This window comes from Streptomyces nanhaiensis (assembly GCF_046614825.1).
Lineage (GTDB): Bacteria > Actinomycetota > Actinomycetes > Streptomycetales > Streptomycetaceae > Streptomyces > Streptomyces radiopugnans.
On sequence record NZ_JBKJFM010000011.1, the window covers coordinates 52,471 to 67,131 of the forward strand.

General features: G+C 72.3%; 22 protein-coding genes and 1 pseudogene. 6 read left to right on the forward strand and 17 right to left on the reverse strand.

Annotation, left to right across the window (positions count from 1 at the left end; genetic code table 11):
• Window positions 1-29: 29 nt before the first annotated feature.
• From ACLIYP_RS05645 to ACLIYP_RS05655, 3 genes are all read left to right on the forward strand, one after another.
• Window positions 30-302 (forward strand): hypothetical protein, encoded by a 273-nt coding sequence (locus ACLIYP_RS05645; RefSeq protein WP_412712039.1) that lies wholly within the window; start codon window positions 30-32, stop codon window positions 300-302.
• An 80-nt stretch (window positions 303-382) separates the two neighbouring features.
• Entirely contained in the window at window positions 383-751 is a 369-nt protein-coding gene (locus ACLIYP_RS05650) for a hypothetical protein (RefSeq protein ID WP_412712040.1), read from the forward strand.
• Complete coding sequence (locus tag ACLIYP_RS05655) at window positions 748-1,077, forward strand: hypothetical protein (RefSeq protein ID WP_412712041.1); 330 nt, start codon at window positions 748-750, stop codon at window positions 1,075-1,077. The genes ACLIYP_RS05650 and ACLIYP_RS05655 overlap by 4 nt, the downstream gene beginning before the upstream one ends.
• Window positions 1,078-1,183: 106 nt before the next feature.
• Here ACLIYP_RS05655 and ACLIYP_RS05660 read toward each other — a convergent pair whose 3' ends face one another.
• Window positions 1,184-1,432, reverse strand: coding sequence for a winged helix-turn-helix domain-containing protein (locus tag ACLIYP_RS05660; RefSeq protein WP_412712042.1), 249 nt, complete (start codon window positions 1,430-1,432; stop codon window positions 1,184-1,186).
• 191 nt (window positions 1,433-1,623) lie between these two features.
• Here ACLIYP_RS05660 and ACLIYP_RS05665 point away from each other — a divergent pair, with 191 nt between their 5' ends.
• Together ACLIYP_RS05665 and ACLIYP_RS05670 are read left to right on the forward strand one after the other, a co-directional pair.
• Window positions 1,624-1,920 (forward strand): hypothetical protein, encoded by a 297-nt coding sequence (locus ACLIYP_RS05665; RefSeq protein WP_412712043.1) that lies wholly within the window; start codon window positions 1,624-1,626, stop codon window positions 1,918-1,920.
• Complete coding sequence (locus ACLIYP_RS05670; protein WP_412712044.1) at window positions 1,917-2,114, forward strand: hypothetical protein; 198 nt, start codon at window positions 1,917-1,919, stop codon at window positions 2,112-2,114. Before ACLIYP_RS05665 ends, ACLIYP_RS05670 begins: the two co-directional genes overlap by 4 nt.
• Window positions 2,115-2,210: 96 nt before the next feature.
• On the opposite strand, the gene ACLIYP_RS05675 is transcribed toward ACLIYP_RS05670, so the two are convergent.
• The 16 genes and pseudogenes from ACLIYP_RS05675 to proS form a co-directional block, all read right to left on the reverse strand.
• A complete protein-coding gene (locus ACLIYP_RS05675) occupies window positions 2,211-2,456 on the reverse strand; it encodes a helix-turn-helix domain-containing protein (RefSeq protein WP_412712045.1) in 246 nt (81 codons plus the stop codon).
• Between the two features lie 196 nt (window positions 2,457-2,652).
• Window positions 2,653-4,077: a recombinase family protein gene (locus ACLIYP_RS05680; protein WP_412712046.1), complete on the reverse strand. Its 1,425-nt coding sequence runs from the start codon at window positions 4,075-4,077 to the stop codon at window positions 2,653-2,655.
• A 41-nt stretch (window positions 4,078-4,118) separates the two neighbouring features.
• Window positions 4,119-4,370: pseudogene (locus ACLIYP_RS05685) on the reverse strand (magnesium chelatase domain-containing protein); the annotation flags it as partial.
• Between the two features lies 1 nt (window position 4,371).
• A complete protein-coding gene (locus tag ACLIYP_RS05690; RefSeq protein ID WP_412712047.1) occupies window positions 4,372-4,746 on the reverse strand; it encodes a YraN family protein in 375 nt (124 codons plus the stop codon).
• 154 nt (window positions 4,747-4,900) lie between these two features.
• Window positions 4,901-5,224: a DUF2469 domain-containing protein gene (locus ACLIYP_RS05695; RefSeq protein WP_093662147.1), complete on the reverse strand. Its 324-nt coding sequence runs from the start codon at window positions 5,222-5,224 to the stop codon at window positions 4,901-4,903.
• A 13-nt stretch (window positions 5,225-5,237) separates the two neighbouring features.
• On the reverse strand, window positions 5,238-5,987 hold the full coding sequence (gene lepB / locus ACLIYP_RS05700) for a signal peptidase I (RefSeq protein ID WP_412712048.1): 750 nt from the start codon (window positions 5,985-5,987) through the stop codon (window positions 5,238-5,240).
• A 69-nt stretch (window positions 5,988-6,056) separates the two neighbouring features.
• Window positions 6,057-7,001, reverse strand: coding sequence for a signal peptidase I (gene lepB / locus ACLIYP_RS05705; protein ID WP_412712056.1), 945 nt, complete (start codon window positions 6,999-7,001; stop codon window positions 6,057-6,059).
• Window positions 6,928-7,842 carry a signal peptidase I gene (gene lepB / locus ACLIYP_RS05710; protein WP_412712049.1) on the reverse strand — a complete coding sequence of 305 codons (915 nt, stop codon included), beginning with the start codon at window positions 7,840-7,842 and terminating at the stop codon, window positions 6,928-6,930. Before lepB (ACLIYP_RS05710) ends, lepB (ACLIYP_RS05705) begins: the two co-directional genes overlap by 74 nt.
• Window positions 7,843-8,020: 178 nt before the next feature.
• Complete coding sequence (lepB, locus tag ACLIYP_RS05715; protein WP_412712050.1) at window positions 8,021-8,662, reverse strand: signal peptidase I; 642 nt, start codon at window positions 8,660-8,662, stop codon at window positions 8,021-8,023.
• A gap of 127 nt (window positions 8,663-8,789) precedes the next feature.
• The gene (rplS, locus tag ACLIYP_RS05720) at window positions 8,790-9,137 is read right to left on the reverse strand and encodes a 50S ribosomal protein L19 (RefSeq protein ID WP_093662139.1); all 348 of its coding nucleotides are present in this window, start codon (window positions 9,135-9,137) and stop codon (window positions 8,790-8,792) included.
• 129 nt (window positions 9,138-9,266) lie between these two features.
• The gene (gene trmD, locus ACLIYP_RS05725) at window positions 9,267-10,088 is read right to left on the reverse strand and encodes a tRNA (guanosine(37)-N1)-methyltransferase TrmD (protein WP_412712051.1); all 822 of its coding nucleotides are present in this window, start codon (window positions 10,086-10,088) and stop codon (window positions 9,267-9,269) included.
• The gene (gene rimM, locus ACLIYP_RS05730) at window positions 10,088-10,684 is read right to left on the reverse strand and encodes a ribosome maturation factor RimM (RefSeq protein ID WP_412712052.1); all 597 of its coding nucleotides are present in this window, start codon (window positions 10,682-10,684) and stop codon (window positions 10,088-10,090) included. The genes trmD and rimM overlap by 1 nt, the downstream gene beginning before the upstream one ends.
• A gap of 149 nt (window positions 10,685-10,833) precedes the next feature.
• Window positions 10,834-11,073, reverse strand: coding sequence for an RNA-binding protein (locus tag ACLIYP_RS05735; RefSeq protein ID WP_093662133.1), 240 nt, complete (start codon window positions 11,071-11,073; stop codon window positions 10,834-10,836).
• 2 nt (window positions 11,074-11,075) lie between these two features.
• Window positions 11,076-11,510 (reverse strand): 30S ribosomal protein S16, encoded by a 435-nt coding sequence (rpsP, locus tag ACLIYP_RS05740; protein WP_093662131.1) that lies wholly within the window; start codon window positions 11,508-11,510, stop codon window positions 11,076-11,078.
• Window positions 11,511-11,724: 214 nt separating this feature from the next.
• Complete coding sequence (locus ACLIYP_RS05745) at window positions 11,725-12,375, reverse strand: hypothetical protein (RefSeq protein ID WP_177214090.1); 651 nt, start codon at window positions 12,373-12,375, stop codon at window positions 11,725-11,727.
• Between the two features lie 170 nt (window positions 12,376-12,545).
• Entirely contained in the window at window positions 12,546-13,961 is a 1,416-nt protein-coding gene (proS, locus tag ACLIYP_RS05750; protein ID WP_412712053.1) for a proline--tRNA ligase, read from the reverse strand.
• Window positions 13,962-14,181: 220 nt separating this feature from the next.
• Between proS and ACLIYP_RS05755 the strand changes: the two genes are divergently transcribed.
• Window positions 14,182-14,661, forward strand: a 480-nt coding sequence (locus ACLIYP_RS05755) for a methyltransferase domain-containing protein (protein ID WP_412712054.1), incomplete at its 3' end; no start/stop codon positions are given.

Genomic DNA, 14,661 nt, shown 5'->3' on the forward strand with positions numbered 1-14,661 from the left:
GCGCACCACCGAGAGAAGAGAGACAGCACATGGCATCGAACCTCCCCACCTCCGGCGACGTGCAGAACGTCGTCAAGACCGCCAGCACCTACGCCCGGGACCTCGCCGAGCGCGTCGTCTGGACGTTCGTCCTGGCCGCCGCGGGCGCCGCGGTCCTCGCCGGACCGGCCGACGTGTTCTCCCTGTCGTTCTGGGAGACGGTGTGGCTGGCCGGGGCGACCGCGGTCGGGTCGCTGGTGAAGGGCCTCGCCGCCCGCGCGGTCGGCCCGAAGAACTCCGCGTCGACGGCCCCGGGCGTGTGATGGGGTGCCGCGCGGCCCGGCGGGCGCGGGCCACGCTGGGCTGGCGCGGCACCGCCCTGGTCATCCTCGGCACCGCGAAAATGATCTACGGGGTCGGGTTCTTCAGCATCCCACCGCCCCCGTACGGCCTCGATCTCCTGCTTTACTTCTGCGAGCTGAGGCACTGGGCGTGGCTGTGGATCGCGGCAGGGGCAGTCACGTTCGCCTCCGCGTTCCTCCGCGTCGGCCGGGATAAGTGGGGGTTCGTCGCCGCGCTGGTGCCCCCGATCGTGTGGGGGATTGCGTACCTGACGGCCGCTGTGACGGGTACGTACCCGCGCGGCGGGTCTGTGGCCGCGTGGTACGCCATCGGCCACGTGATGCTGATCGTGTGGATCTCGCGTGTCCCGGAGTTCGAGGAGCCGCACCGTACGACCGCGCGCCGGGGCGCTGATAGGAGACCCGGGTGAGCGCATTCGTGCCTGTGGCGGCGTCGGTGTCGGCGGTGCTGGCTGCTGTGGTGGCGGGCTGGTTCAGCGTGCGGGGGTCGCGGGCCGCGGCGAGGATCTCAACCGCGCCGCAGTCCAAGCAGGTGGACCTCTCCGTGTTGCAGGCCTCGGTGGAGCGGTTGAAGGAAGAGAGCGGCGAGCTGCGGCAGGAGATCACCCGCGTGCGGAGCGTGTTGTGGTCGGTGTCGCGGTGGGCCCTGTTGCTGCGGGATCAGGTGACGGGGCTGGGTGGGACGCCGGAGCCGCCGCCGCAGGAGGTGGAGGAGTACTACCGTACGGGGGTGTGAGGCCCCGGCCCGGTCCTGTGCTGGAGGTCCGGGCCGGGGTGTCTGTCCCCGCCCTGTCGTGTGCCCCCGTCTTCCCCCTGTATGGGGGAGGGCGGGGGCGCTTTCGTCATGCCTGGGGCGCGTCCGGCTTGCGCACCACGAACGTCCCCTTCGCCCGCAGCACCTTCACCAGCCCCCGCGCCACCAGCTCCCGCCGGACCCGCTGCGCGGTGCTGCTGCTCACGCTGTAGATGGCCGCCAGCTCCCGTTCCCCGGGCAGACGGGCGCCGAGCGGCAGGCGGCCCGACGCGATATCCGCCGCGATCAGGTCGGCGACGCGCACGTACTCGTACTCGACGTCTGCGGAGTCGTCCATGCTCCGCATGCTCCCGCCCGCCACGGTGGTGCGCCTCTGGGCAGTGCAGTGCACTGCTGCGCATGGCGGAGCGGTGTAGTGGTAGGTAGAGGGGTGCAGAGCGGTGTAGTTCCGGTACGCTGCGTGACAGACGTAGCCCCCGCAGCCTGGCAGGGCCCGGGGGAATGGCCGACCTGAGGGAGCAGACCGGCATGACACAGGCTACCCACCACACCCCGAACCCGACCCCGGCCCGCGTGACGCTGCCGCGCTGCTTCGCCTGCCGCCAGCACACTCACCAGCCCATCCCCCTCGCCACCGACGACAAGGCGTCCGGTCCGTCGCACACCATCGTGATCTGCGACGGGTGCGCCCGCGCCGTCCTCGCCGAACACCGCCTCGCCTGCGACGAATGCCTCACCGGGGCGGACTGCGCGGCCGCGTCCGGCGCGAAGGAGATCATCCGGCAGGCCGCAGCGCGCCGAGCCGAGAGGGAGGCCGGGCGGTGAGCGGCCTGTGCTCCCGCTGCGGCGAGGCCAGCACCGACCTGCGAACGGTGGACGACCCCGAGTGCCCGCCGGCCGGGCTGCCGGTGCGCTGGTGCCCCGGCTGCCGCGGCGAGGGCCTGGTGCCGGTGCGGCGCGGCCGGGCCGTGGTCGGTGTGCACTACCTGCGGCCGAGGGGCCGGCCGCGCGGCATGTGATGACTCCGCCTCCCGGGACGCTCAACGAGCGGACGGCGCTCAGCCGGGAGGCGGGACCCCGGGGCCCTGTCTGCGTCCCCCGTCGCAGGCAGGGCCCTACTCGTCCGGCAGCAGCGAGGCCGGCGGCACACCGAGGACATGGGCGATGTGCAGGATCCGGTCCAGCGGCGGGCTGGTGGCCCCGGCCTCCAGGCGGTGGATGGTGCGCCGCTCGGCGTACAGCAGCCCGGCCAACTGCTCCTGCGAGAGGCCGCGTTCCTCGCGTCTTCGGCGGACGCGGTCGCCGACCTCCCTCCGCCAGTCGATGAGCCAGTCAGGGAGGGGCTGGGGCGTTGTCGGCACCCGCTCACGCTGGAGTGATCACCTGCGGTTGTCAGTGCCACCAGATGTGACAACTGGAAGTTGTCGCCCGACAAGTGTTAGATGGCATGTCGATAGGGGTACCGAGCTGAGGTCACCCCCCACGCACGGTCCGCGCAGACCTGCCCCCAGGTAACTGCGCGCGGCCTGCTGAGCCCCAGCCCGAACGGGTTGGGGCTCAGCGCTTCCAGTCGATCCGCACCGCACCGGGGTCGAAATAGCTCCCGCCCGGACGTCGGCCGCGCGGGGCGGGCAGGACGGTCACCGTCATCAGCGCGTCCAACACCGCCCGCTGCCGGGAGAGGTCGAGCCCGTTCCACGCCGCCGCAGGGTCCTGCGCGGCCACCAGCGCCGCCACAGGATCCGCGCGCACCGCACCCGCCAACGCCTGCTCCGCGCGCTCCAGACGGCCCTTCGCGGCCTGCGACGCCACCCGCCACTCCTGCATGTCCATCTCCCCCGCACCGAGCGCCGCCGCCAACTGATCGAGTATCGCCCTCGCCTGCCGCATGTCCGCCTGCGCGCCAGCCACGTCCACCGGGTCCGGCTGCCGCGCCAGCAGCCCGGCCGCGTCCGGCCCGCTGACACGGTCGAGGATCGTCAGCACCACGTGGTCGTCCAGCGGATCGGTACGGCGCGTCAAGTGCTTGCGGAGGCGGCACCCGTAGGAGGGGATCATCACACCGCCCGCGCGGGTGCTGCTGGTGGTGCACCGCATCGTCGTCCCGTCCGCGCACACCCCACACAGATACAGGCCGCTCCCCAGGTAGCGGCGCTCGTTACCGGGGGTGGTGCGCCGCTCCGGATCGGACAGAACCGCCACCACAGACCGCCACAGCGGCTCATCGAGGACGGCCGGCCACCCGGCGGGCCCGGCCTCCCGACCGCGGTGGCGGACGATGCCGGCGTTGCGGGGGCGGAGGAGCATCTCCCTGACCTCCGGGCCCTTCCACTGGCGGCCGGTGGACGTGAGGACACCACGCCGGTTCCAGTCGGCGGCGATCGAGTGGAGGGAGGCCCCGGCGAGGACGGCGTCTGCGGCCTCTCGGATGAGGGCGGCCTCCTCCTCCCGGACGGTGACGCCGTCGGCCTCGTATCCGAAGGGGCGGCGGCCGCCGAAGAACACGCCCCGGGCGGCCATCTGGTCCCGGGTGCGTTTCTGCCGCTCCACCATCCGCTCGACCTCGTACCGGGCCTGCACGCCGAGCTGGCGGGCGATCATCCGGCCCGTCGCCGTCGACAGGTCCAACGTCCCGGCCTTGACGGTGCGGGTCTGCACGCCGCGCGGCTCGCACACGTCGATGTACGTCTCCAGCTCGGCCGGGGACCGGTGCAGCCGGTCGGTGTGCCAGGCGAGGACGGTGTCCGCCTTGCCCGCGCGCAGGTCTTCGAGGAGGCTCTCGTACCCCGGCCTCGGCTTGCCGCTGTACGCGCTGAGGTCGTTGTCGGAGTAGACCGCGACGACCTCGACGCCGAGCTGCTGCGCGAGCGCCTCGCAGTCCTCCCGCTGGCGTTCTACGCCGAGCCCGGCGCCCTCGCGGTCGCGGCTGATGCGGCAGTAGATGATGGCGCGGGTGGGCATCGGGGGCGGGTCGGTGTGCATGGCGGCATCCTGCCACGCCATAAGAGGTTTTCTCTATGATTCGCTAGGTCGAATCCGCTGCCGCTCTTGGGCACGGAGGCGGGGCTGAGTCCGACGGTGAGTTTCTTCTGGGGCCAGTCGACACCGGAGTTGACGACCGCGGCCCTGACCCGGTCGCGGCTCTCCACCAGGCTCTTGTCGGGCAGGCCGACGAGGGTGAAGGTGGCCAGCCCCGGTTCGAGATCGGCCTGGACCTCGACGACGACGCCCTCGACGCCCACGAGGGCTACCGAGCAGGTACGGGCGAAGCCCATGTCAGGCCACCCCCCTCACGTGCTGCACCCGGGGGGCGCCGCGCTCGGGCAGGACGACGCCGACGAGGTCGATGCGTACGCCTCCGGTCGGCGGACGGCCGTACCGGGCGAGCCAGCGTTCGCCGAGCCAGCGGGAGGCGAGTCTGCGCAGCCGCTCGGCCTTGCGCGGGGTCACGGCCGACATCGGGTGCTCGTACGGGCCGGTCCTGCGTGTCTTGACCTCGCAGACGACGAGTGCGTCGGCGTCCCGGGCGACGATGTCGATCTCGCCGTCGCGGCAGCGCCAGTTCCGTTCGAGGACGGCCATGCCCATCTCGCGCAGCCGCCGGGCGGCCAGGTCCTCGCCGTAGCGCCCGAGTGCGTTCCTGCCGTTCATCGGTACCACCTCCGGGGCCGACTGTGGCGGCTGGGGAGGCGGTTGGGCGATCATGGTCCGGTTCGGTGGACTACCGGCCGGTTGTGGACATCTCGCTCACTCGTACGGGGCGTTCGCAGGTGCGGCGTTGACAGGCCGGCGGCCGGCTCCGGGCTCACCTCTTGAAGTCGGAGTCCTCGGGCAGGTCCAGATCGCTCTTGTTCAGCTCCTCGATGTTCACGTCCTTGAAGGTGAGCACCCTCACCTGTTTGACGAAACGGGCCGGCCGGTACATGTCCCACACCCAGGCGTCGGCCATCGAGACCTCGAAGAAGACCTCGCCCTGGACCGAGTGCACCTGCATCTCGTAGTCGTTGGTGAGGTAGAAACGGCGTTCGGTCTCGATCACGTACCTGAACAAACCGACGACGTCCCGGTACTCCCGGTAGAGCTTCAGCTCCATCTCGGTCTCGTACTTCTCGAGGTCCTCGGCGCTCATGGCGTGTTCCCCTTCAGCCGTGCGTCCCCCCATTGTGCGTCAGCCTCGCACGCTTGCCGCGGACCGAGCCGACCGCCCCGTACCCGGCGCCGCCGAAGATCAGCAGGGCGCCGGCCCCGATCGCCGCCAGGGCGGGGCCCAGCGGCCCCGGCCGGGAGATCCCGCCGGGCAGATCCGCGAAACCGGCGGGGCGCTCGATCATGCCCGCGTGTCCCAGCGGCCAGACGGTGGCGTCGACCCGGCCCGTCACCGCCTCCCTGGGCACGGAGCCGTTGTTGGCGTCCTCCAGATGCGTGCGCGAGTCCAGTGATCCCTCCCGGTGGTCGCCGAGGAGGAAGAGCTGCCCCTCGGGCACGGACGCCTCGAAGGTGGCGAAGGAGGCCCTCTCGCGCTCCAGCCGGTACGGCTCGTCGACGGGATCGCCGTTGACGGTCAGCCTTCCCTGCCCGTCGCAGCACTTCACGGTGTCGCCGCCGACGCCGACGACGCGCTTGATCACCGGCATGTCGCCCCACAGCGGGTCGAGGAAGACGACGACGTCGCCGCGCCGGACCTCGTCGCCGTCGACGCGCTCGGCCAGCACCCGGTCCCCGGCCTCGACGGTGGGCGCCATGGAGTCGGTGGGCACGGCATAGGGCTGGTACAGGACGGCGGCCCAGGCGAAACCGCCCAGGAAGAGGACGCAGCCGATCGCCACGGCCGCCGACGACAGCACCTGGCCCAGACGGCCGCGGCCTCCCCCGGTACGTTCGGCTCTGCTCACTCACGCTCCCGGAAGGTCTGGGTCCAGCGACGGTCTGCGCCGCACCCTACCTCCGGGTACGTCCCCGGGTCAGCCCTCGGCCGGCCCGTCCGTCCCGCCCGCGGCTCCGGGCGCCGTCCCGGAAGCTCCCGCCGTCCCGGGCGCTCCGGCAGCCCCTTTCGCGGCCCCGGCCCTCAGGCGCCGCCGCCACATCACCAGCGGCACCGCGCCCACCAGGCCCAGCGCCGCGGGAGCCGCGGCCAGGCCCTGCTCGGCGAAGGTGTCGGGCACCGGGAGGGTGCCCCAGCGGTCGATCGGCCACGCCTTGACGACCGCCCGGCCCACGACGTCGTCCACGGGCACCGTCCCCTGTCCGGGGAGCTGCTGGTGGAAACGGGAGTCCAGGGAGTTGGAGCGGTGGTCGCCCATCACCCAGATCCGGTCCTCGGGGACCTTGACCGGGCCGAAGCCCTCGCTGCCGCAGGGGGAGTCGCCGGGGTAGACGTAGGCCCCCTCCTCCAGTGCCTTGCCGTTGACCGTGACGGGACCGTTCTTCTCGCACGCCACGGTGTCGCCGCCGACCGCGATGACCCGCTTGATCAGGTCCTGCTCCTCGGCGGAGGGCATCAGGCCGATGAAGCTCATGAAGTCCTGGAACACGTTGGTGTCCTGCCGGACCGACTCGTCGAGCCAGCCGCCCGGGTCGTGGAAGACGACGACCTCGCCGCGCTCGGGCTCGGCCCCGAACCAGGGCGTCAGCTTGTCCACCAGCACCCGGTCGCCCCGCTGGAGGGTGTTCTGCATCGAGTCGGAGGGGATGGAGAACGCCTGCAGCAGGAACGTCTTGATCCCCAGGGCCAGCAGCAGCGCGATGCCGATGAGGATGGGCAGTTCCTTCAGGAAGGAGCGTTGCTTCTTTTCCGTCACTCTCTCTCCGCTGTCCGGGCCCGCGGCCGTCTCCTCACCGCGCTCCACGGGCTCGCCGTCGGCCCGCCGCTCGGGCCCGTCCGCGTCGGATCGCGCCCCGACCGCCACGTCCCCCACATCCACTCCTCACACCGATACCACTCTCACCGCGCTGCAGCCCGCGCCTCAGCCTGTGCAGACCAACGCCTGCCACTCCCATAACGAGCGGGAGTTCCGCAAGGCTCGGTATCCGCACCAACTCATCGTCACCGCCATTGTCGGGGCCCGCGGCCGCGGAGGCGGTTTCGCCGCGCGGATCCGGTACCGACGCGTAGGTCTCGGGCTCCTCCAGCCGTCGCCAGTGGGCGTAGGGCCAGGCGATCACCACGGCCTTGCCCACCACCAGGCTCTCGGGAATGGTCCCCTTCCCCGGGTCCTGGAGGTGGTAGCGGGAGTCGGCGGAGTTGGAGCGGTGGTCGCCCATCACGAAGATGCGGTTCCGGGGCACCTTCACCTCGAAGCGCGTCTGCGAGGGCTCGTTGCCCGGGTGGAGGTACGGCTCGTTCAGCGGTGCGCCGTTGACCGTCACCCGGCCGTCCTCGTCGCAGCACACGACGGTGTCCCCGCCGATGCCGATGACCCGCTTGATCAGGTCCTGCTCCTCGGCGGAGGGCAGCAGTCCGATGAAGGTCAGGAACTGCCTGCCCTGCTTGATGCCCACGGGGTCGTCCCGCTCCGGCTCCTCCCCCGGCGGCAGCCAGCCCCCGGGGTCCTTGAAGACCACCACGTCACCGCGTTCGGGGCGCGAGCCGAACCAGGGCGTCAGCTTGTCCACCAGCACCCGGTCGTCGATCTTGATCGTCTGCTCCATCGAACCGGAGGGGATGACGAACGCCTGCACCAGGAACGTCTTGAGCACCAGTGCGATCAGCAGTGCGACGCCCACCAGGATGGGGATCTCCTTGGTCACCGACAGCCGTCGGCGCCTTCTGATCCGCTTGGCGGCGCGCCGTCGGTCGGCCCGGCCCTCGCCGGGGCCACGCAGTGTGGTCCGGGGCTCCGGCGGCGTGCCGCCACCGCGGACGGCCCCCCGCCCGCCACCGTGTGCGGCGTGTACGGCCGCCCGCCCGCCGCGCGGCCGTCCGCGCCTACCCATCACGGCCCCGCAGGGAGGTCCAGCGGCCGGCCGGCCAGACGATCCAGTCGGCCCGTCCGATGACCCTCTCCACCGGTACGGTGCCGCCGCCGGGGGCTCCGAGGCGGTCCCGGGAATCGCTCGACCGGGAGCGGTGGTCGCCCATCACCCACAGCCGCCCCTCCGGGACCGCGATGTCGAACGGGACGGCCGAGGGCCGGTCACCGGGATACAGGTAGGCCTCGTCCACCGGTTCGCCGTTCACCTCGATCCTCCCCCGCTCGTCGCAGCACCTGACCCTGTCCCCGCCGACTCCGACGACCCGCTTGACGTAGTCGGTCCCCCGCGACGGTTCCCGGTCGAACGAACCGGTGCCGTCGAACACCACAACGTCTCCGCGCGCCGGAAGGTTGCCGAATCGGTACGCCAGCTTGTTCGCCAGGACGCGGTCGCCCGCTTTGAGGGTGTTCCCCATGGAGCCGCTCGGAATGCGGAAGGGCTCCGCCGCGAACGTGTGGACCAGCAGGAGCAGCACGGCGACCGCGGCGACCGAGGCCCCCGGACGCACGAAACGCGACCGGCGTCCCCCTCCCCGTACGGGGTTGGGGGAGCGGTCGCGCTCCATGGGTCGCGTGTGCTGTTCGTCGGTGTTCATCGAGCCGAGAGCCTAACCCGGCGGCGCGGCGGACACCGGTGCGGACGGCGGCGCGGGGGGGCCGTGCCCCGCGGACGGCGACGGGCGCCGGGGCGCCCTGTGCTCCGCCGCGCGGGCCGGTCGCGGATCAGCGCTCGCGCTTCTCCTTGATCTTGGCGGCCTTGCCGCGCAGCTCGCGCAGGTAGTACAGCTTGGCGCGGCGGACGTCACCGCGGGTGACGACCTCGATCTTCTCGACGACCGGGGTGTGCACCGGGAAGGTGCGCTCCACGCCGACGCTGAAGCTGACCTTGCGGACGGTGAAGGTCTCGCGGACGCCGGAGCCCTGGCGGCGGATGACGACACCCTTGAACTGCTGCACACGGGAGCGGTTGCCCTCGATGACGCGCACGTGGACGTTGACGGTGTCGCCGGGGCGGAAGCTGGGGATGTCGCTGCGCAGTGAGGCGGAGTCGACGCTGTCGAGAAGGTGCATGACCGTCTGCTTTCCTCGCCGATGCCACAGGTCATCGGCGGAATCGTTCGTTGGGTTCGGTGAGCCGCCGTACCGGTCGGGCGTTGGTCCCCCTGTGGCAGGGTCGCGCGCCGGACGCGAGGCAGCGGCCTATTCTTCCACGCCCCCGGCCACGGGCCCAAATCGGCCGTCGGGCCCCTCGGCCCAGCCCAGCTCGGCGAGCAGCCTGCGGTCGTCGGCGTCCAGCGCCGCGGGGTCGCATCTCCCGATCAGGTCGGGGCGGTAGCGCACGGTGCGGCGGAACGCCTGGTCCCGGCGCCAGCGGGCGATCCTGCCGTGGTGGCCGCTGAGCAGCACCTCGGGGATGTCCCGGCCGCGCCACACCGGCGGCTTGGTGTAGACGGGGCCCTCCAGGAGGTCGGCCATGGCCCCGGGTGCGAAGGAGTCGTCGCGGTGGGACTCGGCGTTGCCCAGGACCCCGGGCAGCAGCCGGGCGACGGCCTCCACCATGACCAGGACGGGCGCCTCGCCGCCGGCCAGCACGTAGTCGCCGATGGACAGCTCGCGCACCCGCAGGCGCTCGCCGTACTCCTCGACCACGCGGCGGTCGATGCCCTCGTAGCGGGCGGGGGTGAAGAGCAGCCACGGCTCGGCGGCCAGTTCGACGGCGGTCTCCTGGGTGAACGGGCTGCCGCTGGGGGTGGGGACGACCAGGACCGGCCCCTCCTCCCGCCCGTCCGAGCCCGAGGCGATGACCGAGTCCAGCGCCTCGCCCCACGGCTCGGGCTTCATGACCATGCCGGGGCCGCCGCCGTAGGGGGTGTCGTCGACGGTGTTGTGCCGGTCGTGGGTCCACTGCCGCAGGTCGTGGACGCGTACGTCGAGCAGGCCGCGGGCGCGTGCCTTGCCCACCAGGGAGACGTTGAGCGGCTCCAGGTACTCGGGGAAGATCGTGACGACGTCGATCCGCATCAGGCGCCGTCCTCGTCGTCCTCGCCGCCCTTGCCGTTCCCGCCGTCCTCCGCGCCGCTCCCGGTGCGGGATCCGGCGATCTCCGCGCGGTCGTCGATGAGCCCCGGCGGCGGGTCGATGACGGCCCGCTGCCCCTCCAGGTCGATCTCGGGGACGATCTCGCCGACGAAGGGGACGAGCACCTCGCCGCCGTCGGCCCTGCGCACCACGAGCAGGTCCTGGTGGGGCAGGTGGGCGATCTCCTCGATCCGGCCGACGGGCGTTCCGTCGCGGGTGACGACGTCGAGGTCGATCAGCTGGTGGTCGTAGTACTCGTCGGGGTCCTCGGGGGTCTCCTCCGGGTCGACCTCGGCGATCAGCAGGGTGTTGCGCAGCGCCTCGGCGGCGGTGCGGTCCCGCACGCCCTCGAAGCGCAGCAGCAGCCGGCCGCTGTGGACGCGCCCGGACTCGATGGTCAGGGGCCCCGCGGAGGCGGGGTCGGTGGCCAGGACCGCGCCGGGGGCGAGGCGCACCTCGGGTTCATCGGTGCGCACCTCCACCGTGACCTCGCCCTTGATCCCGTGGGCGCGGCCGATGCGCGCGACTACCAGCTGCACTGCTCGTCACTCCAGGTTCTCGAGGTTCTCGCCGGTTCCCTTGCGCCGCCCCGCGCCCGGTCCGTGCACGGCGGCGGTCACGGCACGGGCCGGGGGCGGCGGTGCCGCCCCCGGCCCGTGCCGGTGCTCTGCGTTGTCTGCTGCGGCCCTCAGCGGACCTGGTCCACGTCGACGAGGTCGACGCGGACGCCCCGCCCGCCGAGAGCGCCCACGACGGTGCGCAGCGCGCGTGCGGTGCGGCCGTTGCGGCCGATCACCTTGCCGAGGTCGTCGGGGTGGACCCGGACCTCCAGCACGCGCCCGCGACGCAGGTTGCGGGAGGCGACCTGCACCTCGTCGGGGTGGTCGACGATGCCCTTCACCAGATGGTCGAGGGCCTCTTCCAGCATCGTCACGCCTCGGTCGACTCGGCGGCGGCCTCGGCCTCGTCCGCCTTCTTGTCGGCCTTCTTCGCCTTCTGGGTGATGGCCTCACCCTTGGGCTCGTCCGCCGACTCCTTGGCGGCGGCCTCGAAGAGGGCGCGCTTGTCGGCCTTGGGCTCGGCGACCTTCATCGGCTCCGGGGCCGGCAGACCCTTGAACTTCTGCCAGTCGCCGGTGACCTTCAGGATGGCCAGGACCGGCTCGGTCGGCTGCGCGCCGACACCCAGCCAGTACTGGACGCGCTCCGAGTCGACCTCGATGCGAGAGGGGTTCTGCACCGGGTGGTACAGACCGATCTCCTCGATGGCCCGGCCGTCGCGACGGGTACGGGAGTCGGCGACGATGATGCGGTAGTGAGGCGAACGGATCTTGCCCAGTCGCTTCAGCTTGATCTTGACTGCCACGGCTGTGGTGTCTCCTGGTCTTTGGCGTGGTTGGACACGGCGGGATGCCACGTGGGGTTGTGGTACCCGAGTGTCCGAGTGGACGCGTCAGCCGGAGGAGAGAGGGGTCCTGTGCGGCTGTCGAGTACAGCCGCCCATTGTGCCACACCTCTCGTGCCGCACCCCGCGGGGGCGGCCGGCCTCCCGGCACCGTCCGGCGCGGGTCCGCGGCGCCTCAGCCCACCCCGACCGCCTCCTTCTCCTTGTCCGGGATGCGGAACGGCTTCCCGCAGGCCCCGCACATGATCGGCGCCTGGGCCAGTACGGACGGGACGACCCGGACGTTGCGCCCGCAGTCGCACACGGCCTTGACCCGCACCCCTCCGCCCGACGAGCCGTGCCGCGCGGCGGGGCCGCGGAAGGCGCGGGAGGTGTCGGTGGCGGTGGCGGCGCTGTGGGCGCGCAGGGCGCGCTGCAGCCGCTCGATGGTGGGCCGGTAGCGCCTTCTGGTCTCGGGCTTCATCACGACCAGCGAGAAGCCGCTGCTCGGATGCGGCTCCTCCGAGTGCTCCAGGCCCAGTTCCTCGGCGATCGCCAGGAAGCGGCGGTTGTGGTAGCGGCCGGCGCGCGAGGTGTCCCGGACTCCGCGGGCGGCGGCGATCCCGTGGACGGCCTCGTGCAGCAGCCGTTCGAAGGAGAGCTCGGCGCCGCAGGCGGACGACGACTCCCCGATCAGCGATTCGGGCGCGGCCAGGTCGGGCAGCTCCGGGTGGTGCCGTTGGATGTCGGCCCACGCGAGCGCCAGCTCGGCGGCGAGTACAGGTGGTGTCGTGCTCACGTCGTGCACAACGAGCCAGAGTGTCCCGGTGTTCCGATTACGGGGCATCCCAAATAATTTGCACCTACCAGTCAGTTCAGGTTGATGCGCACCGACGGGACGGGTATGGCGGTCCGGGAGGACCCGCCCGGGCCGGGACCGGCCGGGGGCGGGAAGCCCGGCCGAAAGGCCGGGCCCCCGCGGCACCCCGTGACGCCCCGTGATGCCCCGGGGCGCTCTCAGTAGGCGCGGGCGACCACGGCCACCGTACCGGGGGCGTCGTCGGACTCGGGTACCGACCCGTCCTCGCCGACCAGGCAGCGCACCGTGACGGACTGCTCCGCGAGCCTCGCCTCGCCCTCCGGGCCCAGGTCGGCCCAGGGGATGCGGGCCCAGCCTCCGGCGGCGGCGGCCTCGGCGGCCTCCTGCACCGTCCGCACGTCCGAGGTCCGGGCCTCGCGGCGCTCGCGGGACAGGCGCAGCAGCAGCGCCTGGTCCTCCTCCAGGAGCCTCGGGCACAGTTCGGCCAGGGCGTCGACGGCCACCGGCTCCTTGCCCCCGGCGATGCGGCGGACCAGCATCGCGGTGCCGCTCTCCAGGTCGCGCGGGCCGATCTCGACGCGCAGCGGCACGCCCTTGAGCTCCCAGTCCACCGCCCGGCGGCCGAAGGGGGTGTCGGTGCGGTCGTCCACCTTCACCCGGACACCGGCCGCGGCGAGCCGGTCGCCGACCTCGCGGACCCTGGCCAGCACCGCGTCGTCGCCCTTGATGGCCAGGACGACGGCCTGGACGGGGGCCAGGCGCGGCGGGATCCGCAGCCCGGCGTCGTCGCCGTGCATCATGATCAGGCCGCCGACCATACGGGTGGAGGTGCCCCAGGAGGTCTGCCAGACCAGCTCCCGCCCGCCGTCCTTCGACAGGTAGCGGGTGTCGAACGCCTTGGCGAAGTTCTGGCCCAGCTCGTGGCTGGTGCCCATCTGCAGGGCCTTGCCGTCGCCCATCATGCCCTCCAGGGTGAGGGTGTTGATGGCGCCCGCGAAGCGCTCCCGGGGGGTCTTGCGTCCCAGCACGACGTCCATGGCCAGGACGTTCTCCATGAAGTCGGCGTAGACCTCCCGGTGGACGCGGGCGGCGTAGTCGCGCGCGTCCTCGTAGGTGGCGTGGGCGGTGTGCCCCTCCTGCCACAGGAACTCACTCGTTCGCAGGAAGACCCTCGGACGCATTTCCCAGCGCACCACGTTGGCCCACTGGTTGATCAGCAGGGGCAGGTCGCGGTAGCTCTGCACCCACTTCGAGAAGTACTCGTTGACGATCGTCTCGGAGGTGGGCCGGACGACCACCGGCTCCTCCAGCTCCTTGCCGCCGCCGTGCGTGACGACCGCCAGCTCGGGGGCGAAGCCCTCGACGTGCTCGGCCTCCCTGGTCAGGTAGGACTGGGGGATGAACAGGGGGAAGTAGGCGTTGTCGGCGCCCGCGGCCTTGATGCGGGCGTCCATCTCCCGCTGCATCCGCTCCCAGAGCCCGTACCCGTACGGTCGGATGACCATGGTGCCGCGCACCGGCCCGTTGTCGGCCAGCTCGGCCTTGTTGATCACGTCCTGGTACCAGCGCGGGAAGTCCTCCGCCTGGGGGGTGAGCACGGGAGCCTTTGCCATGCCGCGCATGTTACGGCGGTCTGCTGCGGATGCGTGAACCGGACTGCCGGGGGAACGTAGGAGTGCGCGCGGGCAAGCGCGGGTGGAAACACCCCGGCGCCCCTCTGGACTCGGGGACAGATGCGCAGTTCCCTGGCTTTCGGGGACTTCCAAGACCTCTCGGGGGACGAGACGGCGGCCGGTTATCCGGCGATCCTTCCATCGGAATGGGGATGTTGCGATGGCACCCACGCTCGCACAGCGGCACCTCCCGCGGCCCGCCCGGGACTGGGCGGAGATTCAGGAACGGATGCTGGTTCCGCTCTACGAGGCGGTATACGAGCGGTTCGAGGTCGGACGGCACTCCCATGTGCTGGGCCTGGGCTGCGGCTCGGGCCTGGCGCTGGTGATGGCGGCGGCCCGGGGCGCGACCGTCACGGGGACGGACACCGACGAGGCACGCCTGGAGCTGGCCCGGCAGCGGCTGCTGCCGGAGCCGCAGTGGGGCGCGCGGCACTGGACCGCGCGGGTGCTGCCGGGCGGGCCGGACGGCGGACCGGACGGAGCGGCCCTGCGCGAGGGGCCGCCCCCGACGCTGGTGACCGCCTTCGACACCCTGCCCGATGCCGCCGTGCTCGCCCGGGTGGCCCAGGCGGCCGGCCGGGGCGTGCCGGTGGTGCTGGCGGGCTGGGGTCCGGCCGAGCGGTGCGCCGCGGCCCCC

Excerpts from the sequence above, each read along its gene's own strand:
- lepB (WP_412712050.1), bottom strand. The coding sequence starts at position 8,662 with ATGAACACCGACGAACAGCACACGCGACCCATGGAGCGCGACCGCTCC.
- ACLIYP_RS05690 (WP_412712047.1), bottom strand. The coding sequence starts at position 4,746 with ATGAACGGCAGGAACGCACTCGGGCGCTACGGCGAGGACCTGGCCGCC.
- proS (WP_412712053.1), bottom strand. The coding sequence starts at position 13,961 with ATGGCAAAGGCTCCCGTGCTCACCCCCCAGGCGGAGGACTTCCCGCGC.
- ACLIYP_RS05745 (WP_177214090.1), bottom strand. The coding sequence starts at position 12,375 with ATGCCCCGTAATCGGAACACCGGGACACTCTGGCTCGTTGTGCACGAC.
- ACLIYP_RS05680 (WP_412712046.1), bottom strand. The coding sequence starts at position 4,077 with ATGCACACCGACCCGCCCCCGATGCCCACCCGCGCCATCATCTACTGC.
- ACLIYP_RS05660 (WP_412712042.1), bottom strand. The coding sequence starts at position 1,432 with ATGGACGACTCCGCAGACGTCGAGTACGAGTACGTGCGCGTCGCCGAC.
- ACLIYP_RS05645 (WP_412712039.1), top strand. The coding sequence starts at position 30 with ATGGCATCGAACCTCCCCACCTCCGGCGACGTGCAGAACGTCGTCAAG.
- ACLIYP_RS05665 (WP_412712043.1), top strand. The coding sequence starts at position 1,624 with ATGACACAGGCTACCCACCACACCCCGAACCCGACCCCGGCCCGCGTG.
- rplS (WP_093662139.1), bottom strand. The coding sequence starts at position 9,137 with ATGCACCTTCTCGACAGCGTCGACTCCGCCTCACTGCGCAGCGACATC.
- ACLIYP_RS05650 (WP_412712040.1), top strand. The coding sequence starts at position 383 with ATGATCTACGGGGTCGGGTTCTTCAGCATCCCACCGCCCCCGTACGGC.
- ACLIYP_RS05695 (WP_093662147.1), bottom strand. The coding sequence starts at position 5,224 with ATGAGCGCCGAGGACCTCGAGAAGTACGAGACCGAGATGGAGCTGAAG.
- trmD (WP_412712051.1), bottom strand. The coding sequence starts at position 10,088 with ATGCGGATCGACGTCGTCACGATCTTCCCCGAGTACCTGGAGCCGCTC.
- ACLIYP_RS05735 (WP_093662133.1), bottom strand. The coding sequence starts at position 11,073 with ATGCTGGAAGAGGCCCTCGACCATCTGGTGAAGGGCATCGTCGACCAC.